The organism is Sphingomonas citri (genome assembly GCF_019429485.1).
GTDB lineage: Bacteria > Pseudomonadota > Alphaproteobacteria > Sphingomonadales > Sphingomonadaceae > Sphingomonas > Sphingomonas citri.
In genome coordinates this window covers 190,759-213,111 of record NZ_JAHXZN010000006.1, presented here as the reverse complement: position 1 = coordinate 213,111, position 22,353 = coordinate 190,759, and the positions used below count along the sequence as shown (strand labels likewise).

Annotated in this window: 22 protein-coding genes and 1 other RNA gene; 8 read left to right on the top strand and 15 right to left on the bottom strand. The window is 71.3% G+C overall.

All coding sequences use genetic code 11. The annotated features are described in order from the left end of the window. Positions 1 to 68 precede the first annotated feature (68 nt). The 8 genes from KZ820_RS22255 to KZ820_RS16255 all read right to left on the bottom strand — a co-directional run bounded on the left by KZ820_RS22255 (position 69) and on the right by KZ820_RS16255 (position 4,878). Complete coding sequence (locus tag KZ820_RS22255) at positions 69 to 1,052, bottom strand: murein hydrolase activator EnvC family protein (protein WP_219749644.1); 984 nt, start codon at positions 1,050 to 1,052, stop codon at positions 69 to 71. Positions 1,053 to 1,056: 4 nt separating this feature from the next. Beyond that, complete coding sequence (locus tag KZ820_RS16285; RefSeq protein ID WP_219749643.1) at positions 1,057 to 1,479, bottom strand: 23S rRNA (pseudouridine(1915)-N(3))-methyltransferase RlmH; 423 nt, start codon at positions 1,477 to 1,479, stop codon at positions 1,057 to 1,059. Between the two features lie 92 nt (positions 1,480 to 1,571). Next, positions 1,572 to 1,961: a ribosome silencing factor gene (rsfS, locus tag KZ820_RS16280; protein ID WP_219749642.1), complete on the bottom strand. Its 390-nt coding sequence runs from the start codon at positions 1,959 to 1,961 to the stop codon at positions 1,572 to 1,574. 9 nt (positions 1,962 to 1,970) lie between these two features. Further along, positions 1,971 to 2,609, bottom strand: coding sequence for a nicotinate-nucleotide adenylyltransferase (locus KZ820_RS16275; RefSeq protein ID WP_219749640.1), 639 nt, complete (start codon positions 2,607 to 2,609; stop codon positions 1,971 to 1,973). After that, positions 2,606 to 2,932, bottom strand: coding sequence for a type II toxin-antitoxin system RelE/ParE family toxin (locus KZ820_RS16270; protein WP_219749638.1), 327 nt, complete (start codon positions 2,930 to 2,932; stop codon positions 2,606 to 2,608). Before KZ820_RS16270 ends, KZ820_RS16275 begins: the two co-directional genes overlap by 4 nt. A 109-nt stretch (positions 2,933 to 3,041) precedes the next feature. Next, a complete protein-coding gene (locus KZ820_RS16265; protein ID WP_219749637.1) occupies positions 3,042 to 3,299 on the bottom strand; it encodes a CopG family ribbon-helix-helix protein in 258 nt (85 codons plus the stop codon). Next, the gene (locus tag KZ820_RS16260; protein WP_219749636.1) at positions 3,296 to 4,558 is read right to left on the bottom strand and encodes a glutamate-5-semialdehyde dehydrogenase; all 1,263 of its coding nucleotides are present in this window, start codon (positions 4,556 to 4,558) and stop codon (positions 3,296 to 3,298) included. The genes KZ820_RS16265 and KZ820_RS16260 overlap by 4 nt, the downstream gene beginning before the upstream one ends. Before the next feature lie 50 nt (positions 4,559 to 4,608). Continuing rightward, the gene (locus KZ820_RS16255; protein ID WP_219749635.1) at positions 4,609 to 4,878 is read right to left on the bottom strand and encodes a hypothetical protein; all 270 of its coding nucleotides are present in this window, start codon (positions 4,876 to 4,878) and stop codon (positions 4,609 to 4,611) included. Between the two features lie 95 nt (positions 4,879 to 4,973). On the opposite strand from KZ820_RS16255, the gene msrB reads away from it, so the two are divergent. Beyond that, positions 4,974 to 5,471 (top strand): peptide-methionine (R)-S-oxide reductase MsrB, encoded by a 498-nt coding sequence (gene msrB, locus KZ820_RS16250; RefSeq protein WP_219749634.1) that lies wholly within the window; start codon positions 4,974 to 4,976, stop codon positions 5,469 to 5,471. A 42-nt stretch (positions 5,472 to 5,513) separates the two neighbouring features. Here the strand turns inward: msrB and KZ820_RS16245 are convergent, their stop codons facing one another. After that, entirely contained in the window at positions 5,514 to 6,011 is a 498-nt protein-coding gene (locus KZ820_RS16245) for a CHAP domain-containing protein (RefSeq protein ID WP_219749633.1), read from the bottom strand. Positions 6,012 to 6,453: 442 nt separating this feature from the next. Here KZ820_RS16245 and KZ820_RS16240 point away from each other — a divergent pair, with 442 nt between their 5' ends. The 3 genes from KZ820_RS16240 to KZ820_RS16230 all read left to right on the top strand — a co-directional run bounded on the left by KZ820_RS16240 (position 6,454) and on the right by KZ820_RS16230 (position 9,049). Further along, entirely contained in the window at positions 6,454 to 7,599 is a 1,146-nt protein-coding gene (locus KZ820_RS16240; RefSeq protein ID WP_219749632.1) for an acyl-CoA dehydrogenase family protein, read from the top strand. A gap of 248 nt (positions 7,600 to 7,847) precedes the next feature. After that, positions 7,848 to 8,636: an SDR family oxidoreductase gene (locus KZ820_RS16235; protein ID WP_219749631.1), complete on the top strand. Its 789-nt coding sequence runs from the start codon at positions 7,848 to 7,850 to the stop codon at positions 8,634 to 8,636. 248 nt (positions 8,637 to 8,884) lie between these two features. After that, positions 8,885 to 9,049, top strand: coding sequence for a hypothetical protein (locus KZ820_RS16230; RefSeq protein WP_219749630.1), 165 nt, complete (start codon positions 8,885 to 8,887; stop codon positions 9,047 to 9,049). 307 nt (positions 9,050 to 9,356) lie between these two features. On the opposite strand, the gene ssrA is transcribed toward KZ820_RS16230, so the two are convergent. Further along, positions 9,357 to 9,697, bottom strand: a transfer-messenger RNA (tmRNA) gene (gene ssrA, locus KZ820_RS16225). 45 nt (positions 9,698 to 9,742) lie between these two features. Here ssrA and KZ820_RS16220 point away from each other — a divergent pair. Together KZ820_RS16220 and ligA are read left to right on the top strand one after the other, a co-directional pair. Then, entirely contained in the window at positions 9,743 to 10,174 is a 432-nt protein-coding gene (locus tag KZ820_RS16220; protein ID WP_132908900.1) for an RrF2 family transcriptional regulator, read from the top strand. Between the two features lie 205 nt (positions 10,175 to 10,379). Next, entirely contained in the window at positions 10,380 to 12,518 is a 2,139-nt protein-coding gene (ligA, locus tag KZ820_RS16215) for an NAD-dependent DNA ligase LigA (protein WP_219749629.1), read from the top strand. A gap of 378 nt (positions 12,519 to 12,896) precedes the next feature. On the opposite strand, the gene ftsH is transcribed toward ligA, so the two are convergent. The 5 genes from ftsH to ptsP all read right to left on the bottom strand — a co-directional run bounded on the left by ftsH (position 12,897) and on the right by ptsP (position 20,374). Next, positions 12,897 to 14,879 carry an ATP-dependent zinc metalloprotease FtsH gene (ftsH, locus tag KZ820_RS16210; protein WP_308462256.1) on the bottom strand — a complete coding sequence of 661 codons (1,983 nt, stop codon included), beginning with the start codon at positions 14,877 to 14,879 and terminating at the stop codon, positions 12,897 to 12,899. 64 nt (positions 14,880 to 14,943) lie between these two features. Next, entirely contained in the window at positions 14,944 to 15,933 is a 990-nt protein-coding gene (tilS, locus tag KZ820_RS16205) for a tRNA lysidine(34) synthetase TilS (RefSeq protein ID WP_308462255.1), read from the bottom strand. Positions 15,934 to 15,940: 7 nt separating this feature from the next. Next, a complete protein-coding gene (locus KZ820_RS16200) occupies positions 15,941 to 16,819 on the bottom strand; it encodes a YbgF trimerization domain-containing protein (RefSeq protein WP_219749676.1) in 879 nt (292 codons plus the stop codon). 300 nt (positions 16,820 to 17,119) lie between these two features. Continuing rightward, complete coding sequence (locus tag KZ820_RS16195; RefSeq protein ID WP_219749628.1) at positions 17,120 to 17,992, bottom strand: helix-turn-helix domain-containing protein; 873 nt, start codon at positions 17,990 to 17,992, stop codon at positions 17,120 to 17,122. A 114-nt stretch (positions 17,993 to 18,106) separates the two neighbouring features. Next, positions 18,107 to 20,374, bottom strand: a complete 2,268-nt coding sequence (gene ptsP, locus KZ820_RS16190; protein ID WP_219749627.1) for a phosphoenolpyruvate--protein phosphotransferase — start codon at positions 20,372 to 20,374, stop codon at positions 18,107 to 18,109. Positions 20,375 to 20,512: 138 nt separating this feature from the next. Between ptsP and KZ820_RS16185 the strand changes: the two genes are divergently transcribed. Together KZ820_RS16185 and KZ820_RS16180 are read left to right on the top strand one after the other, a co-directional pair. After that, the gene (locus KZ820_RS16185) at positions 20,513 to 21,793 is read left to right on the top strand and encodes a dicarboxylate/amino acid:cation symporter (protein WP_219749626.1); all 1,281 of its coding nucleotides are present in this window, start codon (positions 20,513 to 20,515) and stop codon (positions 21,791 to 21,793) included. 58 nt (positions 21,794 to 21,851) lie between these two features. After that, complete coding sequence (locus tag KZ820_RS16180) at positions 21,852 to 22,238, top strand: glycine zipper 2TM domain-containing protein (RefSeq protein WP_219749625.1); 387 nt, start codon at positions 21,852 to 21,854, stop codon at positions 22,236 to 22,238. Positions 22,239 to 22,353: the final 115 nt, after the last annotated feature.

Sequence of the window (22,353 nt, the reverse complement as noted above, 5' to 3'; positions counted from 1 at the left end):
CGTTCGTGGGTAAGCAGGGGAGTTCCAGCCTCTCCCTTGGTTCACGCGGCAACGCGTGCCTGATCCCGTCACCCCACCAGCTGCGCCACGTCGATGGGTATGCCGCGACGCCGCAGCTCGACCGTGACGCGCGCCTCGCCGCGCTCGGGTGCATGACCGAGCGCGGCGCCGGCAGCGACCGTCGCACCACGCCGCACCGACGGCACCGCGATACCGGTGACCAGCGTCTGCCAGCCCGCGCCGTGATCGATGATCACGATCGTGCCGTAGCTGCGGAAGGCGCCGACGTAGCGTACCACGCCGCCCGCGGGCGCGATCACCTCTGCGCCACGCGGCACCGCCAGCGTCAGCCCACGCGAGCGCACGCCGTTGTCCGACAGCTCGCCCAGCCCGGTGACGAGCCGACCGCCCGCGGGCAGACGATAGGCCGGCGGGAGCGAGCGACGCGCGGTGATGCCCCCAGGTGGACCCGGCAGCGCGATGAGGTCGCCCAGCACCGCCTGCGCGCCGCCCAGCGCGGCGATGCGGTCGGCGGTGTCCCGTGCGGTTTCCTCCAGCGCGAGGGCGCGCTCGTCGTCGTCGCTCAGCGCGGCGAGCCGCTCGCGCGCCTCGATCAGCCGCGCCCGCTCGGCGGCGAGCGCGCGTTCGGTCGCCGCCGCACTCGTCGCGAGCGCGCGCGTCCGCGCCAGTGCGCCGCGCAGTGCGGCGGTGCGGCGTCGCAGCCGCGGCGTCGCGGCGGCGAGTACCGCCTCGACGTGGACGAGATCGGCGACGCTGCCGGGGCGCACCAGCAGCGCGGCGCGCGGCCGTCGCGCCACCGCCGCCACCGCGGCGACGAGCCGCACGATCGGTCCCTGCTCGGCGGCGAGCGCGGCGCGCTGCCGCGCCAGCTGCGCCGCGATCGCGTCGGCGCGGGTGCGCTCGGCGGCGATCTCGGCCTCGGCACCGGCGAGCTGCACGCCCGCGCGCCGCGCCGGCACGTCGGGCAGTGCCGCGGCGGACGGCGCCAGCAGCGCGAGCGCGAGCGCCGCGCCGGCGCGGGACACGCGCACCGGCTCAGCCCTCGCGATGATAGGGGTGGTTGGCGAGGATGCTGGTGGCGCGGAACAATTGCTCCGCCAGCATCGCGCGCGCGAGCAGGTGCGGCCAGGTGGCGCGGCCGAAGGAGAGCAGCAGGTCGGCTTCCGCCCGCTCGGCATCGCCGAAACCGTCCGCCGCGCCGATCAGGAAGCGCGCCTCGCGCACGCCGTCGTCGCGCCAGCGCCCGAGCGTCGCGGCGAAGGCGGCGGACCCGAGCGTCTCGCCCTTCTCGTCGAGCAGCACGCGGCGGCCCTGCGCCGGCCGGTCGGGCTCGCGCCCGCCGCGGTCGGGCAGCTCGCTCAGCCGCGTCGGCCAGGCGATCCGCTTGAGGTACCGGTCGACCAGCTCGGCCTCGGGCGAGCGCCCGATCCGTCCGCGCGCGACGATGTGGAGCAGCATGGCGCGAGGTTAGCCGCTATGCGTCGCGGCGTCATCCGATGTGTGTGGCGAAGGATCGATCCTTCCCTCGCAGGGGAGGACGAAGGGCAGTCCTATGCCATTCCGGCAGCGGGCGGCGCGTCGCCGAACGACCACATCCGCTCGAGATTGTAGAAGCTGCGCACCTCGGGGCGGAAGAGGTGGACGATCACGTCACCGGCGTCGATCAGCACCCAGTCGGCGCTGGGCAGCCCCTCGATCCGCGCCGAGCGGCCGGTCTCGCCCTTGATCTTCTCGGCCAGCTTCGACGCCATCGAGGCGACCTGGCGGGTCGAGCGCCCGCTGGCGATCACCATATGGTCCGCGATCGACGACTTGCCCGCGAGCGGGATCGAGATCGTGTCCACCGCCTGGTCGTCGTCGAGCGATTGCAGGACGAGCTGGTGCAGCGCCGCGGCCTGGTCGGCGTCGGCGGTGCGATGAACGGGGTCAGTGGCGGACAAGGTGGCTCCTCAAGATGCCGCGGACGCTGCGGCGGGCGTGTCGACTGTGGATATGGGATCGGCGAAACGAACGTGCCAGGCAGGGTCGGCGGCGCGAAGCTGCGTCGCGGACGTCGGGTCAGGGCGGAAACGTAGCAGCACCAGGGCTGGCACACTCCACTCGGTCCACTTCCTCGCCTGGCGTGCGGGCCGCCGAAAGCGCCGCAGCCAACCCATCGCGGGGGCCGCGAGGGCGGGCGCATCATAACCCGGACGCGCCACGACCGCAATCGGCATCGTCCGCGCGATCGTGCGCCAGCGCTGCCACTCGTGGAACTGCGCGAGATTGTCCGATCCCATGATCCACACGAAGCGGGTCCGCGGGTAGCGGCGTGACAGCTTGGACAAAGTGTCGGCGGTGTAGCGCGTGCGCAGTCGCGCCTCGATGTCGGTGGCGCGGATCGGGGCACGCCGCGCCATCGCGCGGGCCGAGGCGAGCCGCGCCGCCAGCGGTGCCATGCCGCGGCGCGGCTTGAGCGGATTGCCCGGCGACACCAGCCACCACATCTCGTCGAGCTCGAGCGCGCGGATCGCCGCCAACGTGAGGTGGCGGTGGCCGCGGTGCGCCGGGTTGAACGAGCCGCCGAGCAGCCCGATGCGGCGGCTCACGTCAGCCCCGCCTGGTCGCCGCGCGCCGGCGCGGAGCGAGCGCCCGCGTCGTCCTCGCGCCAATCCTCGCGCTCATGGTACACGCGCAGCACCTCGCAGCGCTGCGCGGCCAGTCGGTAGTGGATCAGATACGGCGTCCCGAGCACGCGCAGCACGCGTGTGTCGCGGCGGTGGCGCCGGCCACCGTGAGGGAAGTCGCGCAGGAAGTCGGCACGCCGTCGGATCGCGGTCACCATCGCCAGCGCGGTGGCGGGGGAGACATGCTCGTCGAGCCAGGCGTCGATCGCGATCAGATCGTCGAGAGCGACGCGCGCCCACACCACGGGCACCGTACTCGGGGCGAGCGCACTGGCGCGGCGACGGGCAGGCGGTCCGCTCCACCAGTTCCTCACGCGGCCGACGTCGTCGCGCGCGGCGTGGCCGCGACCGGCGCTAGCCGCATCGCGCGCGATGCCGCGCGATCATCGCCTCCAGCGCGCGCATCACCTCGTCGTGGTTGACCGTCTCGCCGCGCTCGACCTGATCGATCCCGAGCTGGACGAAACCGTCGACCGCCGCCTCACGCGCCACCGCGTCGCGGATCGCCGAGGCAGCGAAGGCCGCGCTGGTGATCCCGCGCGCTGCCGCGATCGAGTCGACCAGCGCCACGGTCACGTCGTCGAGCTCGGCGGTGATCGCGCGCGAGTTCACCCGCGCACCTGGCCGGTGCCGCGCCCCAGCCACTTGTAGGTCGTCAGCCCTTCGAGCGCGACCGGGCCGCGCGCGTGCAGCCGACCCGTGGCGATACCGATCTCGGCGCCGAGCCCGAACTCCGCGCCGTCGGCGAACTGGGTCGAGGCGTTCCACAGCACGATCGCGGAATCGACTGCGGCGAGGAACCGCTCCGCCACGCGCTCGTCCGCGGCGACGATCGCGTCGGTATGATGCGAGCCATGTCGCGCGATATGCGCGAGCGCACCGTCGAGCCCGTCGACCACCGCCACCGCGGCGATGGCGTCGAGATATTCGGCGTCCCAGTCGCTCGCCTCGGCGGGCGCTACCGCCGGCAGCAGCGCCCTCGCCGCCGCATCGCCGCGCAGCGCGCAACCGGCGTCCGCCAGCGCGGCGAGCAGCGCGGCGGCGTGCGGCCAGGCGCGATCGATCAGCAGCGTCTCCATCGCGCCGCACACGCCGGTGCGGCGCAGCTTGGCGTCGATCACCACCGCGCGCGCCATGGCGGGATCGGCCGAGGCATGGACGAAGACGTGGTTGACCCCGTCGAGATGCGCCAGCACCGGCACGCGCGCCTCGGCCTGGACGCGCGCGACCAGGCTCTTGCCGCCGCGCGGGATGATCAGGTCGATCGCCCCCTCGGCCGCGAGCATCGCGCCGACCGCCGCACGGTCGGTAGTGGGGACGAGCTGGACCGCGTCGGCGGGCAGACCGCCCGCCACCAGCCCCTCGACCAAAGCGGCGTGGAGCGCGCGGTTGCTCGCCACCGCCTCGGAGCCGCCGCGCAGGATCACCGCGTTGCCCGAGCGGACGCATAGCGCCGCGGCGTCGGCGGTCACATTGGGGCGGCTCTCATAGACGATGCCGATCACGCCGATCGGCACCCGGACGCGGCTGAGCGCGAGGCCGTTGGGGCGCGTGGTGCGGTCGATCACCTGCCCGACCGGGTCGGTCAGCGCGGCGACGGCGGCGACCCCCGCCGCGGTCGCCTCGAGCCGCGCGGGATCGAGACGGAGCCGATCGATCAGCGCGGGCGAGAGCGCGTTGTCGCGCGCGCGCGCCACGTCCTCGGCGTTAGCGTCGAGGATCACCGACGCCTGGTCGCGCAGCGCGGTCGAGGCGGCGTGCAGCGCGCGTGCCTTGACCGCGTCCTCGGCCGCGGCCAGCGCGTGCGCGGTGGCGCGGGCGCGCGCCGTCATCGTGTTGATCAGGACGGGGATGGACTGCGGATCGAGCATCGCACGCGGCGTAGCACGAGGGCGCCGCCGCGCCCAGCCGGTGCGTCGAACTACAAGGCGGCCGCGGTGAGCGGCACCTCGGGGACACAGGCACCGTCGCGCGCCGCGGCGACGGCGGGGGGCTTGGCACGACCCATCGTCCAGTTCGCCTGCAGGCGGACGCGCGGGTTGGGCGCGCACCAGATCTCACCCGTCTCGTTGAGAGCGGTGACCCAGATGAGGTTATGTTCCTGGCCGTAGTCGATCACCGCGAAGGCGTAGCCGGCGCCGCGATCGAGCACATGGACCGGGAGCGGCGGATCGAGTTGCTGGAAAGACATGGGAAAAAGCGCTCCGTTGCCGCATCTTAACCCATGCAAGCTTTTCCTGGTTCCGCACCCTGGCGGCCCGCCCGCGCGATCTTATATCGCGCGGCATGGCCGACATCCCGCTCCACCGCCGCCGCTTTCTCGCGCTCGCCTCGCTCGGCACCGCCGGCGTCGCGCTGGTAGGATGCGGGCGCCAGGCCGAGGCCGCCCCCGAACGCTTCGCGGTGAGCAAGACCGACGCGCAGTGGCGCCAGCAGCTCGGCCCCGCTGCCTATGACGTGCTGCGCCACGAGGGCACCGAGCGGCCGTTCACCAGCCCGCTCAACGACGAGCATCGCGCCGGCACGTTCGCGTGCAAGGGCTGCACCGCGCCCCTGTTCTCGTCCAAGACGAAGTTCGACAGCGGCACCGGCTGGCCCAGCTTCTACGCGCCGCTGCGTGACGCGGTGGCGACGCGGACCGATCGCAGCCTCGGCATGGCGCGTGTCGAGGTGCATTGCCGGCGCTGCGGCGGCCATCTCGGCCACGTCTTCGACGACGGCCCGCCACCGACGGGCAAGCGCTATTGCATGAACGGCGTGGCGATGACCTTTCGGGCGGCCTGAACCGAGCGCGTCGCGCTGCCGGCCGCCGACCGCGCGATCCGCTCAGTCCCCGACGACCGGCAACGCGCCCGCGACCGGCGCGGCGGCGGTGGTCGCGATCGTCATCGGCGCGAGCGGTGCCTCAGTGTCGGGCACCGGCGCCTTGTCCGGATAGATGAAGCCGGCGAGCGGGTAGCTGCTCGTGCCGAGATCGCCGTTGCCGGCATACCAGACGCGCACCGCACTCCAGTCACCCGCCGGCGAGACGTCGATCGCGCGGACGTCGCGTTCGATCCCGCCGCGGCGCGACCAATTGGCGTGGGTGAGCAGCACCTCGCGGTCGCTCACGACCCGGCTCACCATGGCGACGTGGCCGATCGGCATACCGCGGGTCGCCTTGAAGGCCATGACCGCGCCTTCGACCGGCACGTGGCCGCGCTCGTAGCGGCCGGCGGCCTGGCCCCACCAGGTGTTGGCGTTACCGCGGATCTCGATGCCCGAGACCTCGCGCGCGAAGGGGACGCACTGCAGGTAGCGTGCCTGCGCCGGCGCCACCGTCATCAGTGCGCACGATACCACCAGCGCGAATCGCGCCGTCAGAGCCTTTGATTTCACGGGTGACCCCCCGGTCTCTCGAAACTGATGAGTTTCTGCTAGGCGGCCAATCCCGACCGAACAAACGCTGCCGGAACCTTTCCGGACGAGTCGAGTTGCCGCGGCGGTGAGCCGAACGCGACCGTCCCGAAAAGGACAGCAGCGCTGTCCCGCAGTGTGAATCGACGGTTAAAATCACCCTCTTACTGCCGCCGAATCGCCGCATTCGCCGATCGTCGCAAGCGCGCGAATGCCTCTGAGCCTCACGTCTGCACCATATTCCTCGGGACAGTATGTGCCGTCATCGGTCTCGGCACGGCATTTTAGAAGATCGGGTCTGCCGCGCCGCTTGTGGGATGCCGAAGGCCTGCGTAGGATCAGCGTACCCGCAACAGTCGATTGCCTCCTCATGGCCCTGGATCCCGATACCGTCGCCGCGCTGATCGACACCGTTCGCCGCTACGTCGCGGAGCGGCTCCGCCCGCTCGAGGCGCAGGTCGAGGCCGACGACGCCGTGCCCGACGCCGTCGTCGCGGAGATGCGCGACATGGGCCTGTTCGGCCTGTCGATCGCCGAGGATTATGGCGGCCTCGGCCTCACGATGGCGGAGGAGGCGCGCGTCGCGATCGAGATGGGGCGCACCACGCCGGCGTTCCGCTCCACCTTCGGGACCAACGTCGGGATCGGGAGCCAGGGACTGGTGCTCGCCGGCACGCCCGAGCAGAAGGCCGAGTGGTTGCCGCGCATCGCCACGGGCGAGATCGTCACCAGCTTCGCGCTGACCGAGCCCGGCGTCGGCAGCGACTCCGGCGCGGTAGCGACGCGCGCGGTGCGCGACGGCGACGTCTACCGGCTCTCGGGCACCAAGCGCTACATCACCAACGCCGACCGTGCCGACCTCTTCACCGTGATGGCGCGCACCGGCGACGCCCCCGGCGGCCGCGGCGTCTCGGCCTTCCTTGTCCCGCGCACGCTGCCGGGCGTCTCGGTCGGCGAGCCAGAGAAGAAGATGGGCCAGAAGGGCGCCAAGGTCGCGGACCTCCACCTCGACGACGTCGCCGCGCCCGTCGCCAACCGGCTCGGTTCGGAGGGAGAAGGCTTCAAGATCGCGATGCGCGTGCTCGACCGCGGGCGGCTCCATATCGCCGCGGTATGCGTCGGCGTCGCCGAGCGGCTGATCGCCGACTGCGTCGCTTATGCCAGCGAGCGGCGCCAGTTCGGCAAGGCCATCGCCGAGCACCAGCTGATCCAGGCGATGATCGCCGACAGCAAGACCGAGGCGCTCGCCGCGCGCGCGCTGGTGCTCGAGACCGCCGCGTCGAAGGACGCCGGCATCGACGTGGTGCTGGAGAGCGCGGCCGCGAAATATTACGCCAGCGAGATGGTCGGCCGTGTCGCCGACCGTGCGGTGCAGATCTACGGCGGCGCGGGCTATATCGCCGACTACGGGATCGAGCGGCTGTACCGCGACGTGCGGCTGTTCCGGATCTACGAGGGGACCAGCCAGATTCAGCAGCTGATCATCGCGCGCGAGACGCTGAAGCGCGGCGGGTGAAGAGGGTTTTCTACGTAGAACGTCGGCGGCGAGAGGATATCGTAAGCGTCCGCCCCCTCTCTCCGTCATTCCCGCGAAGGCGGGAATCCAGACGCGCAGGTTCCCGATGGAGCCGCGACGTTAGCGCGTCTGGATCCCCGCCTCCGCGGGGCTGACGATGGTGGGACGCGGCACGGCGGACGACCGTGGCCGAAGCTCGGCGACGACCAAAGAGGAAGAACTCCCTATCCCCTACGAAGGAGAGGCACATGAACACCGACCATCTGTTCCGGCTCGACGGCCGGGTCGCGCTCGTCACGGGAGGGAGTCGCGGTATCGGGCGCATGATCGCCGCGGGCTTCGTGGCGCAGGGCGCGACCGTCTATGTCTCGAGCCGCAAGGCCGAGGCGTGCGAGGAGACCGCCGCCGCGCTCGGCGAGCGCTGCCATGCGCTGCCGATGGACGTGTCGACCGTGGCGGGCTGCCGCGCGCTCGCCGCGGCGCTGGGTGAGCGCGAGCAGCGGCTCGACATCCTCGTCAACAACGCGGGCGCGGCCTGGGGCGTGCCCTTCACCGACTTTCCCGAGAGCGGCTGGGACAAGGTGATGGACCTCAACGTCAAGTCGCCCTTCTTCCTGACCCAGGCGCTGCACGCGCTGCTCCGCGCCGGCGCGGCGGCGCACCCGCCGGCCAAGGTGATCAACATCACGTCGGTCGACGGGCTGCGGCTCAACCCGTGGGAGACGTACAGCTACCAGGCGTCGAAGGCGGCGCTGATCCATCTCACCCGCCGCCTCGCGGCGCGGCTGGTCGAGGACGGCATCCACGTCAGCTCGATCGCGCCAGGCGCGTTCGCCAGCGAGATGAACCGCGCCGCGCGCGACCACGGCGACGCGGTGGCGAAGCGTATCCCGGCGCGGCGCATCGGCGAGGCCGAGGACATGGCGGGCACCGCGATCTTCCTCGCCTCGCGCGCGGGCGACTATGTGGTGGGCGAGACGATCGCGGTCGACGGCGGGCTGGTCAACGCCTCGCTGGGGGGCGGCATCGACGCCTGAGCGGGGCAGCGCGGAGCACGACCTCGCGCACTAACCCATCCGTCCGGCTCGCGAAGCGATCGAGCCTGTCGAGATCGCGTCTGGAGAACGCGCCGCTCGGGGCGCCTTCTCGATCGGCCGTCTCGACAGGCTCGACGGCTGTTCGAAGCGAACGGGAAAGTGGAGGCGGCGGGCAGAGACGTTGTCACGGCAGACCGTCCGGAACGCGCCCGCCCCCCCACCCGTTTTCGCGACGAAGGAGACGGTGCATGGACGAGGACGACACAAAGCCGACCGAGCTGACCGAACGGCCCAATCTCTCCACCGAGCACCAGCGCGAGGGCGACGCGCGTCGCCCCAGCGACACGCTCGACAAGGGCCAAGCGGAAGGCGAGACGATCCCGCGAAAGTCGTCGCTCCTGGGCGACAACTGATCCGACGAGGATCGATCGCCATGGCAAGCCGCGAAGGAACGTCCTTCCGCTGCGTGGCAGCTAGGCGGAGGGTAGAGGCGAGCCGCGGGCGCGAGCTCCTGCCGACCCTCCCAGCGTTCTGATCCCTGCACACGTGCTCCGTCGAAGGCCGGAGCGCAGGGACATCATCACCACCGCCAGCCGCTCCGGGCGCCTGGATGCGGGGGTGCTCGGATAGGCGAAGGGGGCAGGCGCTAGCGCCAGCCATCACAAACGTCGCCGATGTCGTGAGTGGGAGGCTTCTGTTGCCCGGTGCCTCCCGTACCGCTGGAATCCCCTTCTGTTGCCCGGTGGGGTCCGACCGCGCTTTCTTGGTGTAACGTCAGGCCGTTAGGCCGTCAGTTACGCCGCAATCGCGAGTGCTTCGTTGTCGTTGGCACTTGTGTAATGGGCCGTTGCGGTGGTCCCATTCCGAGCGAAAACAGCGCTTTTCAACACACGTCGATCCTGGTTCGGCCCCGTCAGCGCGGCTGCGTGCAGCCGCGGTGGTGGAGCCGCCGGGTACTGCCCCCGGGTCCGCTGCGCCTATTGTACGCCGCAGTTTATCGCCATAGCCGGGTAGAACCCGACACGAGTCATATAGGCGGACGCGGATCGCGGGAAAAGCCCCGGATGGCCATTTGCCCGCCACAATATCCCTGTATATACTGCGTTATGCTCACCCAGCGGTCCCGTTACGCCCTTCGCTCCATGCTGTTCCTGGCGGGCGCGCCGGCCGGATCGCCGCCGATCCCGATGACCCGGATCGCCGCCGAGGCCAACGTCCCGCGCAAGTTCCTCGAGCTGATCCTCGCCGACCTGCGCGACGCCGGGCTGCTTCACAGCCATCGCGGCAAGATGGGCGGCTACGTGCTGTCGCGGCCGGCGCATCTGATCTCGCTCGGCGAGGTGATCCGCGTGATCGAGGGGCCGCTCGCGCTGGTGCCCTGCGTCAGCCGCACCGCCTATCGCTCGTGCAAGGACTGCAAGAGCGAGGCCGAGTGCGCGATCCGCCACGCGATGATGCGCGTGCGCGACGAGACCGCGCGCATTCTCGACGGCACCAGCCTGGCGGACGCCACCGCGAACCAGCTCGCCGCGGCCTGAGGCCGGCGCGCGCGCGTGCCCCTATTCCGTCATCCCCGCGCAGGCGGAAATCCAGAAGCGCTGACGTCGCTCCTCTTGCCGCATCGTCCGCGAGTCTAGATTCCCGCCTGCGCGGGCATGACGAAGTGTGGGTAACCGGGCTGCGGTGCGGCGCCGCCCGCCTCCCCACTAGACCCACCGCCACACCCCGCTTACCCAATCGGTCATGACCGACGCGCCGCTGCCCAGCACCGAGACCGACGCCGCCGCCGAGCTGGAACGGCTCGCGCGCGAGATCGCGCACCACAACGTTCGCTACCATACCGACGACGCCCCCGAGATCAGCGACGCCGCCTATGATGCGCTGGTCCGCCGCAACGCCGCGATCGAGGCGGCCTTCCCCGCGCTGGTCCGCGCCGACTCGCCCAGCCGCCAAATCGGCGCCGCGCCCGCCGCGCACCTCGCCAAGGTCGCGCACGCGCGGCCGATGATGAGCCTCGACAACGCCTTCGCCGACGAGGAGGTGGAGGAGTTCGTCCGCCGCGTGCGCCGCTTCCTGCGCCTCGGCGACGATGAGCCGGTCGCGCTCACCGCCGAGCCCAAGATCGACGGCCTGTCCTGCTCGCTGCGCTACGAGGAGCGCCGGCTGGTCCAGGCGCTGACCCGCGGTGACGGCACCACCGGCGAGGACGTGACCGCCAACGTGCTGACGATCGACGACATTCCGCGCACGCTCCCCGACGGTGCGCCCGCCGTCTTCGAAGTGCGCGGCGAGGTCTATATGGAGAAAGCCGCCTTCGCCGCGCTCAACCAGCGGCTCGCCGCCGAGGCCGAGGCGAGCGGCAAGGAGGCGCGGCGCTTCGCCAACCCGCGCAACGCCGCCGCGGGCTCGCTGCGCCAGAAGGACGCCGCGGTCACCCAGGCGCGACCGCTGCGATTCCTCGCGCACGGCTGGGGCGAGGCCAGCGCGGTGCCCTGCGACACGCAGGAGGCGATCGTCGCCGCGCTGCGCGCCTGGGGCTTCCCCATCGCCGGCGCCTTCGCGCGCTGCGACGACGCCGCGGCCGCGCTCGCGGTGTATCGCGCGATCGAGCACCAGCGCGCCGACCTCCCGTTCGACATCGACGGCGTGGTCTACAAGGTCGACCGGCTCGACTATCAGCAGCGGCTCGGCAGCGTCGGGCGCGCGCCGCGCTGGGCGATCGCGCACAAATTCCCTGCCGAGCGCGCCGAGACCGTGCTCGAGGCGATCGACATCCAGGTCGGCCGCACCGGCAAGCTCACTCCCGTCGCGCGGCTTACCCCCGTGACGGTCGGCGGCGTGGTCGTCACCAACGCCACGCTGCACAACCGCGACGAGATCGCGCGGCTCGACGCGCGTGTCGGCGACCGCGTGCTCCTCCAGCGCGCCGGCGACGTGATCCCGCAGGTGGTCGAGGTGCTGCCGCGCGACGCCGAGCGCGCGCCCTATGTCTTTCCCGACCATTGCCCAATTTGCCACAGCGAGGCGGTCGCCGAGGAGGGCGAGGTCGACGTGCGCTGCACCGGCGGGCTGATCTGCCCGGCGCAGCGGCTCGAACGGCTCAAGCATTTCGTCGGCCGCGGCGCGCTCGACATCGACGGGTTGGGCGAGAAGACGCTGGTGGAGTTCGTCGACCTCGGCTGGATCGCCGAGCCCGCCGACATCTTCCGCCTCGCCGCGCATCGCGAGGAGCTGGTCGGGCGCGAGGGTTGGCAGGCCAAGTCGGTCGACGCCCTGCTCGCCGCGATCGAGGCGCGGCGCCAGCCCGACGCGGCGCGGCTGCTGTTCGGGCTGGGCATCCGCCATATCGGGATCGTCACCGCTCGCGACCTGCTCAAACATTACGTCACGCTGCCCAAGGTCGCCGCGCTGGCGGACGAGCTGATCGCGCTGCGCGAGCGCACGACGGCCGCGCTCGGCGAAGAGGAGGGCCGGCTCCGGACCCGGCTCGACAAGGCGATCGCCGAGCTGATCGGGGTGGACAATATCGGCGCCGCGGTCGGCCATGCACTCGCCGACTTCTTCCACGAGCCGCACAATCGCGCGGTGTGGGACGACCTGCTCGCCGAAGTGGCGCCGCCCGACTTCCGCGTCGAGACCGTCGCCTCTGAGGTGTCGGGCAAGACCGTGGTGTTCACCGGCACGCTGGAGACGCTCAGCCGCGACGAGGCCAAGGCGCAGGCGGAGTCGCTGGGCGCACACGTCTCGGGCTCGGTGTCGAAGAAGACCGACCTGTTGGTGGCGGGGCCGGGCGCGGGATCGAAGGCGAAGAAGGCGGCCGAGCTCGGCATTCGCGTCGTCGACGAGGCGGGATGGATCGCGATCGTCGCCGCCTCGGGGTGAGGGATCAAGGGCGCGGGGGCGGGTCACCGCTGTCGTGCTCCTGCGGACCCAGGAGCCGAGGGCCACGGACGCTATCACTCGGCGCTATGGGCTCCCGCGTGCGCAGGAGCACGGTGAGAAGCGGCGGTCGCGACAGACCCGACCCATCGCCCGACCACCGTTTTGCCGCTTGCCCTATCCCCTACCCCCTGCCGTCATCCCGGACTTGGTCCGGGATCCACTCGTCCGCGTGCCCGCCGGCCGGAGAGTATGCGGCCCGGTGAATCCCGGACCAAGTCCGGGATGAAGAATTGTGGGGAACGCAGGGCCCACTCAACCCAAGAAAAAAGGGCGACCCGCAGGCCGCCCCTCCCTCATCTCATCCCATCGTTCGACACCTCACGCCCCGGCGGGCGACGCGCTCCCGAACGGGCCCGACGGACGCTTGGTCTTCGGGATCGACGTCCCCGCCGCCGGCACCGCGGGCGCCTTGGGCCCCTGGTCGGCGCGGCCGATGTCGTCGCCGGCGATCAGGCGCTTGATCTCCTCGCCCGTCAGCGTCTCATATTCGAGCAGCGCGCCGGCGAGCGAGTGGAGCTGGTCGAGATGGTCGGTCAGCACCTGCTTGGCGCGGTGCAGACCACCCTCGACGATCGCCTTGATCTCGTCGTCGATCAGCTGCGCGGTGGAGTTGGACATCCGCACCGGCTGGCTCGACGAATAGCCGAGGAAGCTCTCGCCCTCCGGCTGGGCATATTCGACCGGCCCGACCTTGTCGGACATGCCCCACTTCGTGACCATGTCGCGCGCCAGGCCGGTGGCATATTGGATGTCGCCGCTCGCGCCGCTCGACACCTTGTCGTAGCCGAAGATCACTTCCTCGGCGACGCGGCCGCCCATCGCCACCGCCAGGTTCGCGTACATCTTGTCGCGATGGTAGCTGTAGCTGTCGCGCTCGGGCAGGCGCATCACCATGCCCAAGGCGCGGCCGCGCGGGATGATCGTCGCCTTGTGGATCGGATCGGACGCCGGCTCGTGCAGCGCGACGATCGCGTGGCCCGCCTCGTGATAGGCGGTCATGCGCTTCTCGTCCTCGGTCATGACCATCGAGCGGCGCTCGGCGCCCATCATGACCTTGTCCTTGGCCTCCTCGAACTCGGCCATCGCGACCAGGCGCTTGCCCTTGCGCGCCGCCATCAGCGCGGCCTCGTTGACGAGATTGGCGAGGTCGGCGCCCGAGAAGCCCGGCGTACCGCGCGCGATCACCCGCGCGTCGACGTCGGGCGCCAGCGGCACCTTCTTCATATGGACCTCGAGGATCTTCACGCGGCCGTCGATATCGGGGCGCGGCACCACCACCTGGCGATCGAACCGACCCGGGCGCAGCAGCGCAGGGTCGAGCACGTCGGGGCGGTTGGTGGCCGCGACGATGATGATCCCCTCGTTGGCCTCGAAACCGTCCATCTCGACCAGCAGCTGGTTGAGCGTCTGCTCGCGCTCGTCGTTGCCGTTGCCCAGACCCGCGCCGCGGTGGCGACCCACCGCGTCGATCTCGTCGATGAAGACGATGCACGGGGCCGACTTCTTGGCCTGCTCGAACATGTCGCGGACGCGGCTGGCGCCGACGCCGACGAACATCTCGACGAAGTCCGAGCCCGAGATGGTGAAGAAGGGCACGCCCGCCTCGCCCGCGATCGCGCGCGCCAGCAACGTCTTGCCGGTGCCCGGCGAGCCGACCAGCAGCGCCCCCTTGGGGATCTTGCCGCCGAGGCGCGCGAACTTGGTGGGATCCTTGAGGAAGTCGACGATCTCGGTGAGTTCGGCGCGCGCCTCGTCGATGCCGGCGACATCGTCGAAGGTGACCTTGCCTTCCTTCTGCGTCAGCATGCGCGCGCGGCTCTTGCCGAAGCCCATCGCGCCGCCCGCGCCGCCGCCCTTCTGCATCTGACGCAGCACGAAGAAGGCGATGCCCAGGAACAGCAGGAACGGCAGCGACTGGTAGAGCAGCACCATCCAGATCGACGGGCCCTCCTCCGGCTTGCCCGCCACCTCGACGCCCGCCTTGCGCAACCGCTCGATCAACCCCGAGTCCTGCACCGGATAGGTGCGGAACTTGTCGCCGTTCGAGAAGCTGCCGGTGATGATGTCGCGGCTGACGTTGACGTCCTTCACCGTGCCCTCGTCGACCTTGTCGAGGAAGGTGGAGTAGGCCACGGTATTGCCCTGCGCCGTGGTCGTGCGACCGTCGAACAGCGTCACCACCACCGCCAGCGAGAGCAGCACGCCGACCCAGATCAGCAGGCTCTTCATCCAGGGGTTAGGGTTGCCGCCGCCGCCATTGTCGCCGCCGCCGTTCCCGCGCTGCCTGTCGTTGTCGTTCATCGGGTACCTTTCCAACGACAGCAATGTAAGCCACGACGGGTTAATGGCAATGGAACAGCGTCGGTCAGAGTGATCGGCGCGGCGGTGCTACGCGAAAAATCCAGCCTTCCTCGTGCACTTCTACCTTCACGCCGGCGTGGGTCGCGCCGCGCCGTGCCGCCAGCGCGTCGAGCAGTGGCTCGATATTGGACGAATCGGTGAAGGCGGGCAGACCGATCGCGTGCTGCGCCCGAGTCGCGTGGAGCGCGCGGCGGAGGAGCCGACGGCGCAGCTCGCGCGGCTCGCCGGCGACCGCGAAGGGGCGGTCAGGCCCGCGCCAAAGCTCACTCCACAGCCGCTCGGTCAGCCGCGCGATCGCCTCCTCCGCCTCGGCGAGAAAGCCGACCGAGGCGGCGAGCGCGGCCGGATCGAGCGCGGGCATGGCGGCGAGCGCGGCGCGGACGCGGGTGCGATCGTGCCGCGGGTCCGCGTTGGACGGGTCGTCGACGAAGGGCGCCCCGGCCGCCTCCACCAGCGCGCGCAGCTCAGCGCGGCGCCACGCCAGCAGCGGGCGCAGCAGCAGCGTCCCGCCCTCCCGACGCGCCGCGCGGATCGCGCTCAGCCCGGCCAGCCCCGAGGCACGGTTGAGCCGCATCAACAACGTCTCGGCCTGGTCGTCGGCATGGTGCGCGGTGAGCAATGCGTCGACCCGCTGGCGCGCGGCCCAGTCGGTCAGCAGCGCGTAGCGCGCCTCGCGCGCGCGGCGCTGGAGCGAGCTGCCGGTGATCGGCGTCGCGGGGGCGAGCGTGGCGTGCGGCACGCCGAGCCGCTCGCACAGGCCTGCGACCATCGCCGCCTCATCGGCGCCCGCAGCGCGAAGCCGATGGTCGACCGTCGCCGCGACCACCTCGCCTGGCAAGGCCGCGGCGGCGAGCAGCAGCAGCGCGACCGAGTCCGGCCCGCCCGACACCGCCACGCCGACCCGATCGACCGCCGCCACGTCGTGCGCGCGCGCGAACCCGCGGCGCAGATCGTCGATGAAGCGCGCCACCGCCGCCGCGGGCAGCGGCGCCACGCTCAGCTCACTTGCACTTGGCCGCGGCGCGCGCCTTGGCGACGTCGGCCTTGAGCCCGGGCGAGATCTTGCTGCCGTAGACGTCGGTCAGCTCGCCGTAGACCTTGCAGGCGTCCGCCGGCTTGTCGAGCTTGAGCAGCGCGGTGCCGAGGTAATAGAGGCTGTCGGGCGCGCGCTCGCCGTCGGGAAACTTCTTGTAATTGTCGTAGAAGGCGATCGACGCCAAGCTCGGCTTGCCCTCGTCGAGATAGGAGCGGCCCAGCAGGTTCTGCGCGAAGCTGGCGCGACGGTGCTTGGGATAGGTGGCGACCACCTTCTTCAGCTGCGCCTCGGCGGCGGGATAGTCGCGCGCCTGCCACAGGCGGTAGCCGGCGAGATAGGCGTCCTCGGCGGGATCGCCGCTGCTGGGCGCCGCGATCGCGTCCGACGCGCCGCTCACCGGCTCCGGTGCCTGCGGCACGGTCACACCGGAGCCGCCGACCGCGTCGCCCCCCGCCGCCGGCGCGGGCGCGACCGGCTGCGTCAGCTTGGCGTCGGTCGCCTTGCGATAGTCTTCGAACTGCTGCTCGAGCTGGCGCAGCTTATATTGGGTCTGCTCGATCTGCCCGGTCATGCTCGCCATCTGCTGCTCGAGCGAGGTGACCCGCGCGGTGATGTCGGTCAGCGCGCTGGTGGCCGGCACGCCAGCGGCGTCGACCGGGGCGGTCGAGGGCGCGATCTGCGGCTCCACCATCGCGCCGGCGCCGCCGGGGAACACCTTGCGCTGCACCGCGCGCATCTCCGCCTCGAGCTTGCCGACGCGGCCCTCGATCTGCGCCGCCGCCGGCGTCGCGGCCGATCCCGCCATCACCAGCGCCAGCGCGCTGCCCGCCATCCACTTCGTCATCATGTTCCGTCCCCGGTGCGCACCTGTCGCACCCCTCTATAGAAGCGAGCTGTCGCCACGGTGAAGCGCGGCGTGGTCGACGCCTGCCTGACGTCGGGCCGATCTACCTTATCGCGTTCACCGCCCGCGCATCACCCTACCCGTCATCCCGGACTCGATCCGGGATCCATCCTTCCGCGCACGGAACAGTCGCGGTGTCCGCGACATCGACCCCGGATCAAGTCCGGGGTGACGAACGGACAACGGAGCTGTCACTCGACTCGCTCAGGCCACCCTGGCGCCGCACCGAGCAACCCGCCCTCACCGCGCCACGTCACGGAACGCCGCGAGCTGCCTCGCGTCCCCCGGCGGCGCCGCCGCGGTCGCCGGCGGCGTGGCACTCGCGCTCGGCGCCGGCGCCGGCAGCCCGCGTGCGGCGAGCGCCTCGGCGCTGATGCCGACGTCCCTGATTGCGCGCTTGCCGTCGCCCAGCGGTGCCACCTCGCGGCCGTCGACCGTCACGGTGAGCTGGTCGGGGCGGCCGACGTTGATCATCGGCCGGTCGGTGCCGGCAGGCACCTCGAACGACTGGCCCGGCTGCATCGTGCCCTCGAAGAGCCGCTGCTTGGCGCCGTCGTAGACGCGCATCCACACCTCGGTGCGCGCGGTCAGCACCACCTTGCCGGTGCCGGCCGGGGTCGGCGCGGGCGGTGGCACCTCCTTGCTGGAGGCGACCTGCGCGCTCGGCGTCGCCTCGGGCGCCTGCTCGGCGGTGCCGCGGAACATGCCGGTGGAGAGCCACAGCACGCCCAGCACCAGCACCGCCAGCGCGAGCCCGGCGGCGACGATCACCAGCCCGCGCGAGGGCGCGCGCGACGGGTCGGCGATCTCCTCGATATGATGCTGGCGCAGCGGCATCGCCCCGCGCGCGAGCTCGCCGCGGATGGCGCGGCCGACGTCGGCCTGGTCGATCCCGACCGCGCGAGCATAGGCACGCGCGAAGCCGGAGGCATAGGTCGGCGAGGGCAGCAGGTCGAGCCGGTCCATCTCGAGCGCCTCGAGGAAGCGCTGCGTCACGCGCGTGCGCGCCGCGACCTCGGCCAGCGACAGCCCCTGCGCCTCGCGCGCCGCGCGCAGCCGCGCGCCGACCGAGCCGGGCGTCGGTGCCTGTGCGGGTAGCTCGCCGTCGCTCATTCTTCTCTCCGCCCCACGCCCACAGCGTTCATGCGGGCGTGCGTTCGTGTTTCAAACACGAGCAACAGTGTCAACAGAGGGGCTTCACCCGATCCGACTCGGTTCGTCGCGACCTCACGCCAGCTCGACCCCGCGCTCGGTCGCCCAGGCGGCGAGCGCGCCGCGCATGTCGCGCGGCGGGCGGACCAGCAGCTCGTCCATGAAAGCGGTCAGCGCGGCGCGATCGAGCGTGCGGATCATCGCCTTCACCGGCCCCACCGCCGCCGGCGTGATCGATAGCCGGTCGAGCCCGATCCCGATCAGCGCCATCGCCTCCAGCGGCCGCCCGCCCATCTCGCCGCACACCGCCACCGGCACCCCGGCCTCGCGCGCGGGCACGATCACGCGGCGCAGGAAGCGCAGGATAGAACCCGACAGCCAGTCGTAGCGGTCCGCCAGCTTGGGATTGGCGCGGTCGGCGGCGAAGAGGAACTGGGTGAGGTCGTTGGTGCCGATCGAGAGGAAGTCGATGTTGGGCAGCAGCACGTCGAGCTGATAGGCGAGCGCGGGCACCTCCAGCATCGCACCGTAGCGCACCTCCAGCGGCAGGCGCTTGTTGCGCTGGTGAAGGAAGGCGCGCTGCGCCTCGAACAGCGCCTTGGCCTCGTCGAACTCCCACGGCTCGGACACCATCGGGAACATCACGTTGAGGGTGCGCCCCGCGCCCGCCTCCAGCAGCGCGCGCGCCTGCGCCTTCATCAGCCCGTCGCGCTCCAGCGCGAGCCGCAGCGCGCGCCAGCCCATCGCCGGATTCTCCTCCTCGCCGGTGTGGGTCAGATAGGGCAAAGCCTTGTCGCCGCCGATATCGACGGTGCGGAAGATCACCGGGCGCGATCCCGAGGCGTCGAGCACCTCGCGGTACAGCCGCTGCTGGCGCTCGCGCTGCGGCAGCGTCGCCGAGACGAGGAACTGGAACTCGGTGCGGAACAGACCGATCCCGTCCGCGCCGGTGAGGTCGAGCACAGCGACGTCGTCGCGCAGCCCGGCGTTGACCATCACGGTCACGCGGTGGCCATCACGCGTCTCGGGCGCGAGGTCGCGCAGCGCGGCATAGGCGGCCTTGCGCTTCTGCCGCGCCGCAACCTTGGCCTCGAAAGCCTCCTCCATCGCCGCGGTCGGTCGCACCGTCAGCGTGCCCTCGGTGACGTCGAGCAGCAGCGCGTCGCCCTCGGCGATCAGCCGGCGGACGTCGCGCACGCGCCCGAGCACGGGCACCCCCATCGCACGCGCCACGATCGTGACGTGCGCGGTGAGCGAGCCCTCTTCCAGCACCACGCCCTTGAGCCGGCGCCGATCATATTCGAGCAGCTCGGCCGGCCCTAGATTGCGGGCGATCAGGATCGTGTCCTGCCGCAATCCGAGCTGCGCCGCGGTCCCCATCTGCCCCGACACGATGCGCAGCAGCCGGTTGGACAGGTCCTCCAGGTCGTGCATGCGATCGGCGAGCAGCGGATCGTCGATCTCGCGCATGCGCTGGCGGGTACGCTGCTGCACCCGCTCGATCGCCGCCTCGGCGGTGAGCCCGCTGTCGATCGCCTCGTTGATGCGGCGTGCCCAGCCCTCGTCATAGGCGAACATCTTGTAGGTCTCGATGACCTCCTGATGCTCGTCGCCGACGCCGAACTCGGCCTCGCGCGCGATGCGGTCGATCTGCTCGCGCATCTTGTCGAACGCGGCATAGACGCGGTGGCGCTCGGCCTCGGTATCCTCCGCGACGGTATGCTCGATATGGATGCGCGGCTGGTGGAACACCGCGCAGCCCACCGCCATGCCGTCGACCAGTTTCTGCCCGCCGATCCGCGTCGACCCGGTCGACTGCGGGCGGTCGCTCGGGCCGCCCTGGTCGATCAGCCCGGCGTTGGCGATCAGCTCGGACAGCACCATCGCCACCGTCTGCAGCGCCTCGATCTCGACGTCCTCGTACTTGCGCGGATCGGCGTGCTGCACCGCGAGCACGCCGACCGCGCGCTCGCGGCGGATGATCGGGACGCCGGCGAAGCTGTGGTAGCGATCCTCGCCGGTCTCGGGCTTGTAGGCGAAGTCGGGGTGGCTGGCCGCCTCGTCGAGGTTGAGCACCTCGTTGTTCTTGGCGATCGTGCCGACGAGGCCCTCGCCCAGCGCCAGCTTGGTGACGTGCACCGCCTCGGGCGCGAGACCGCGCGTGGCGAACAGCTCCAGCACGCCCTCGCGTAGCAGGTAGATCGAGCACACTTCGCTATCCAGCGCCTCGCCGATGATCTCCACCACCGAGTTGAGCTTGGCCTGCGCGTTCGACCGAGCCGCCATCACATCGTGCAGGTTGACCAGGATCTCGCGGGCGGAGCGGGCGGCAGAGACGGGCATGCCGAGGGGCTAACAGACCGACGGCCTGGGTGCCACGCAGCATTTTCTTGGGTGCGGCGCAGCGCGCCCAAGCCCCGCTCGCCCGATTGAAACGGAAAGTTGCTGGCGAAGCGCGGTCAGCGATCGCACCTCGGCGCGATGAAGACTCCCTCCTTCACCGCGCAGGTGTTCGCCGGCATGGCGATCGGCGTCGCGCTCGGCTTCGCGGCGCGCGATCTGCCCGCGCTGGCGGAGGCGCTGCGCCTCACCGGCGACAGCTTCGTCCAGCTGCTCAAGGCTTTGGTCGTGCCGCTCGTGTTCACCGCCATCGTCGCCTCGATCGCGGCATTGCGCGACCTCGGCAATGCCGCCCGGCTTGCCGGGCAGACGCTGCTGTGGTTCGCGGTCACCGCGCTGATCGCGGTAACGATCGGGCTCACGCTCGGCACATTGCTCGAGCCGGGCGTGCGCAGTGGAGTCGATCCGTCCGCCGCCGCGCTGCCCGCCACCACTGGCTCGTGGCTCGACTTCCTGCGCGGGCTGATCCCCGGCAATTTCCTCGGGATCGAGGCGAGCACCAAGCTCGCCGACGGCGGCGCCACGACCAAGCTCGGGTTCAACGTCCTCCAGCTGATCGTCGTCGCCATCGCGGTCGGCGCGGCGGCGGTCAACGTCGGCGAGGCGGGGAGCGCCTTCCTCGCCGCGAACGCCTCGCTGCTCGCGATCTTCCGCCGGCTGCTGCGCTGGGTGGTGAAGCTGACCCCGATCGGTACCGCCGGACTGATCGGTACCGCGATCGTGCGCTACGGCTGGTCCTCGCTCGCGGCGCTCGGCAGCTTCGCCGGGGCGGTGTATCTCGGGCTCGCGCTGGTGTTGTTCCTCGTCTACCCCGCGCTGCTCGCGCTCAACCGGCTGTCCGTAGCGCGCTTCTTCGCCACCGCCTGGCCCGCGATCCAGCTCGGCTTCGTGTCGCGTTCGTCGATCGCGACTCTGCCCGTCACCGAGGAGGCGGCCGAGCGCGCCGGCGTGCCGCGCGACTATGCCGCCTTCGCCGTCCCCTTCGCCGCGACCACCAAGATGGACGGCTGCGCGGCAGTCTACCCCGCGGTGGCGGCGCTGTTCGTCGCGCAATATTACGGCATCGCGCTGCACGCCTCGGACTATGTGCTGGTCGCGCTGGTCTCGGTGATCGGGTCGGCCGCGACCGCGGGGCTGACCGGCGCATTGGTGATGCTGACGTTGACGCTCACCACGCTGGGGTTGCCGCTGGAGGGCGCCGGGCTGCTGCTCGCCGTCGACCCGATCATCGACATGGGCCGCACCGCGGTGAACGTCGCAGGGCAGCTGCTGGTGCCGCTGATCGTCGCCAAGCGCGAGAACTTGCTCGTGCCCGACGGCACGATGTCGCCGCTGCCCCGACACGAAACGGTACCGGCTTGATCAAAGTGAACTCCTCGCCGCCTGCGACGTTCGTGGGCGGCAGAAGGAGACACATGCCATGAACAAGGCCCTGCTCGCCGCGCTGGCGCTCGCCACCGCCACCACCCCGATGCTCGCCCCCGCCGCGCAGGCGCAGCGCAGCGACCGCAATCGCGACTATCGCTGGCATGGTGACGACCAGAACTGGGATCCGTCGCGCGACTATCGCCGCGGCAGCAGCCGGCGCGAGCGGGCGCTCGGGCGCGACGACCAGATCTACCGCGGGCGTGACGGTCGCGCTTATTGCAAGCGCAACGATGGCACGACGGGTCTGGTGATCGGCGGCGTCGGCGGCGGCGTGCTGGGTAACCTGGTCGGCGGTGGCACGCTCGGCACGCTGCTGGGCGCGGGCGGCGGCGCGCTTCTCGGCCGCTCGATCGATCGTGGCAAGGTGAAGTGCCGCTGAGGTGAGGGTGCTGCTTCGCTGAATCGACACCTTTCGCCTCTCCCCTCCCCTTTAGAGGAGGGGCCGGGGATAGGGGGTTCCACGAGCGTGTCGCCCGTGAAAAGGCCACACCCCA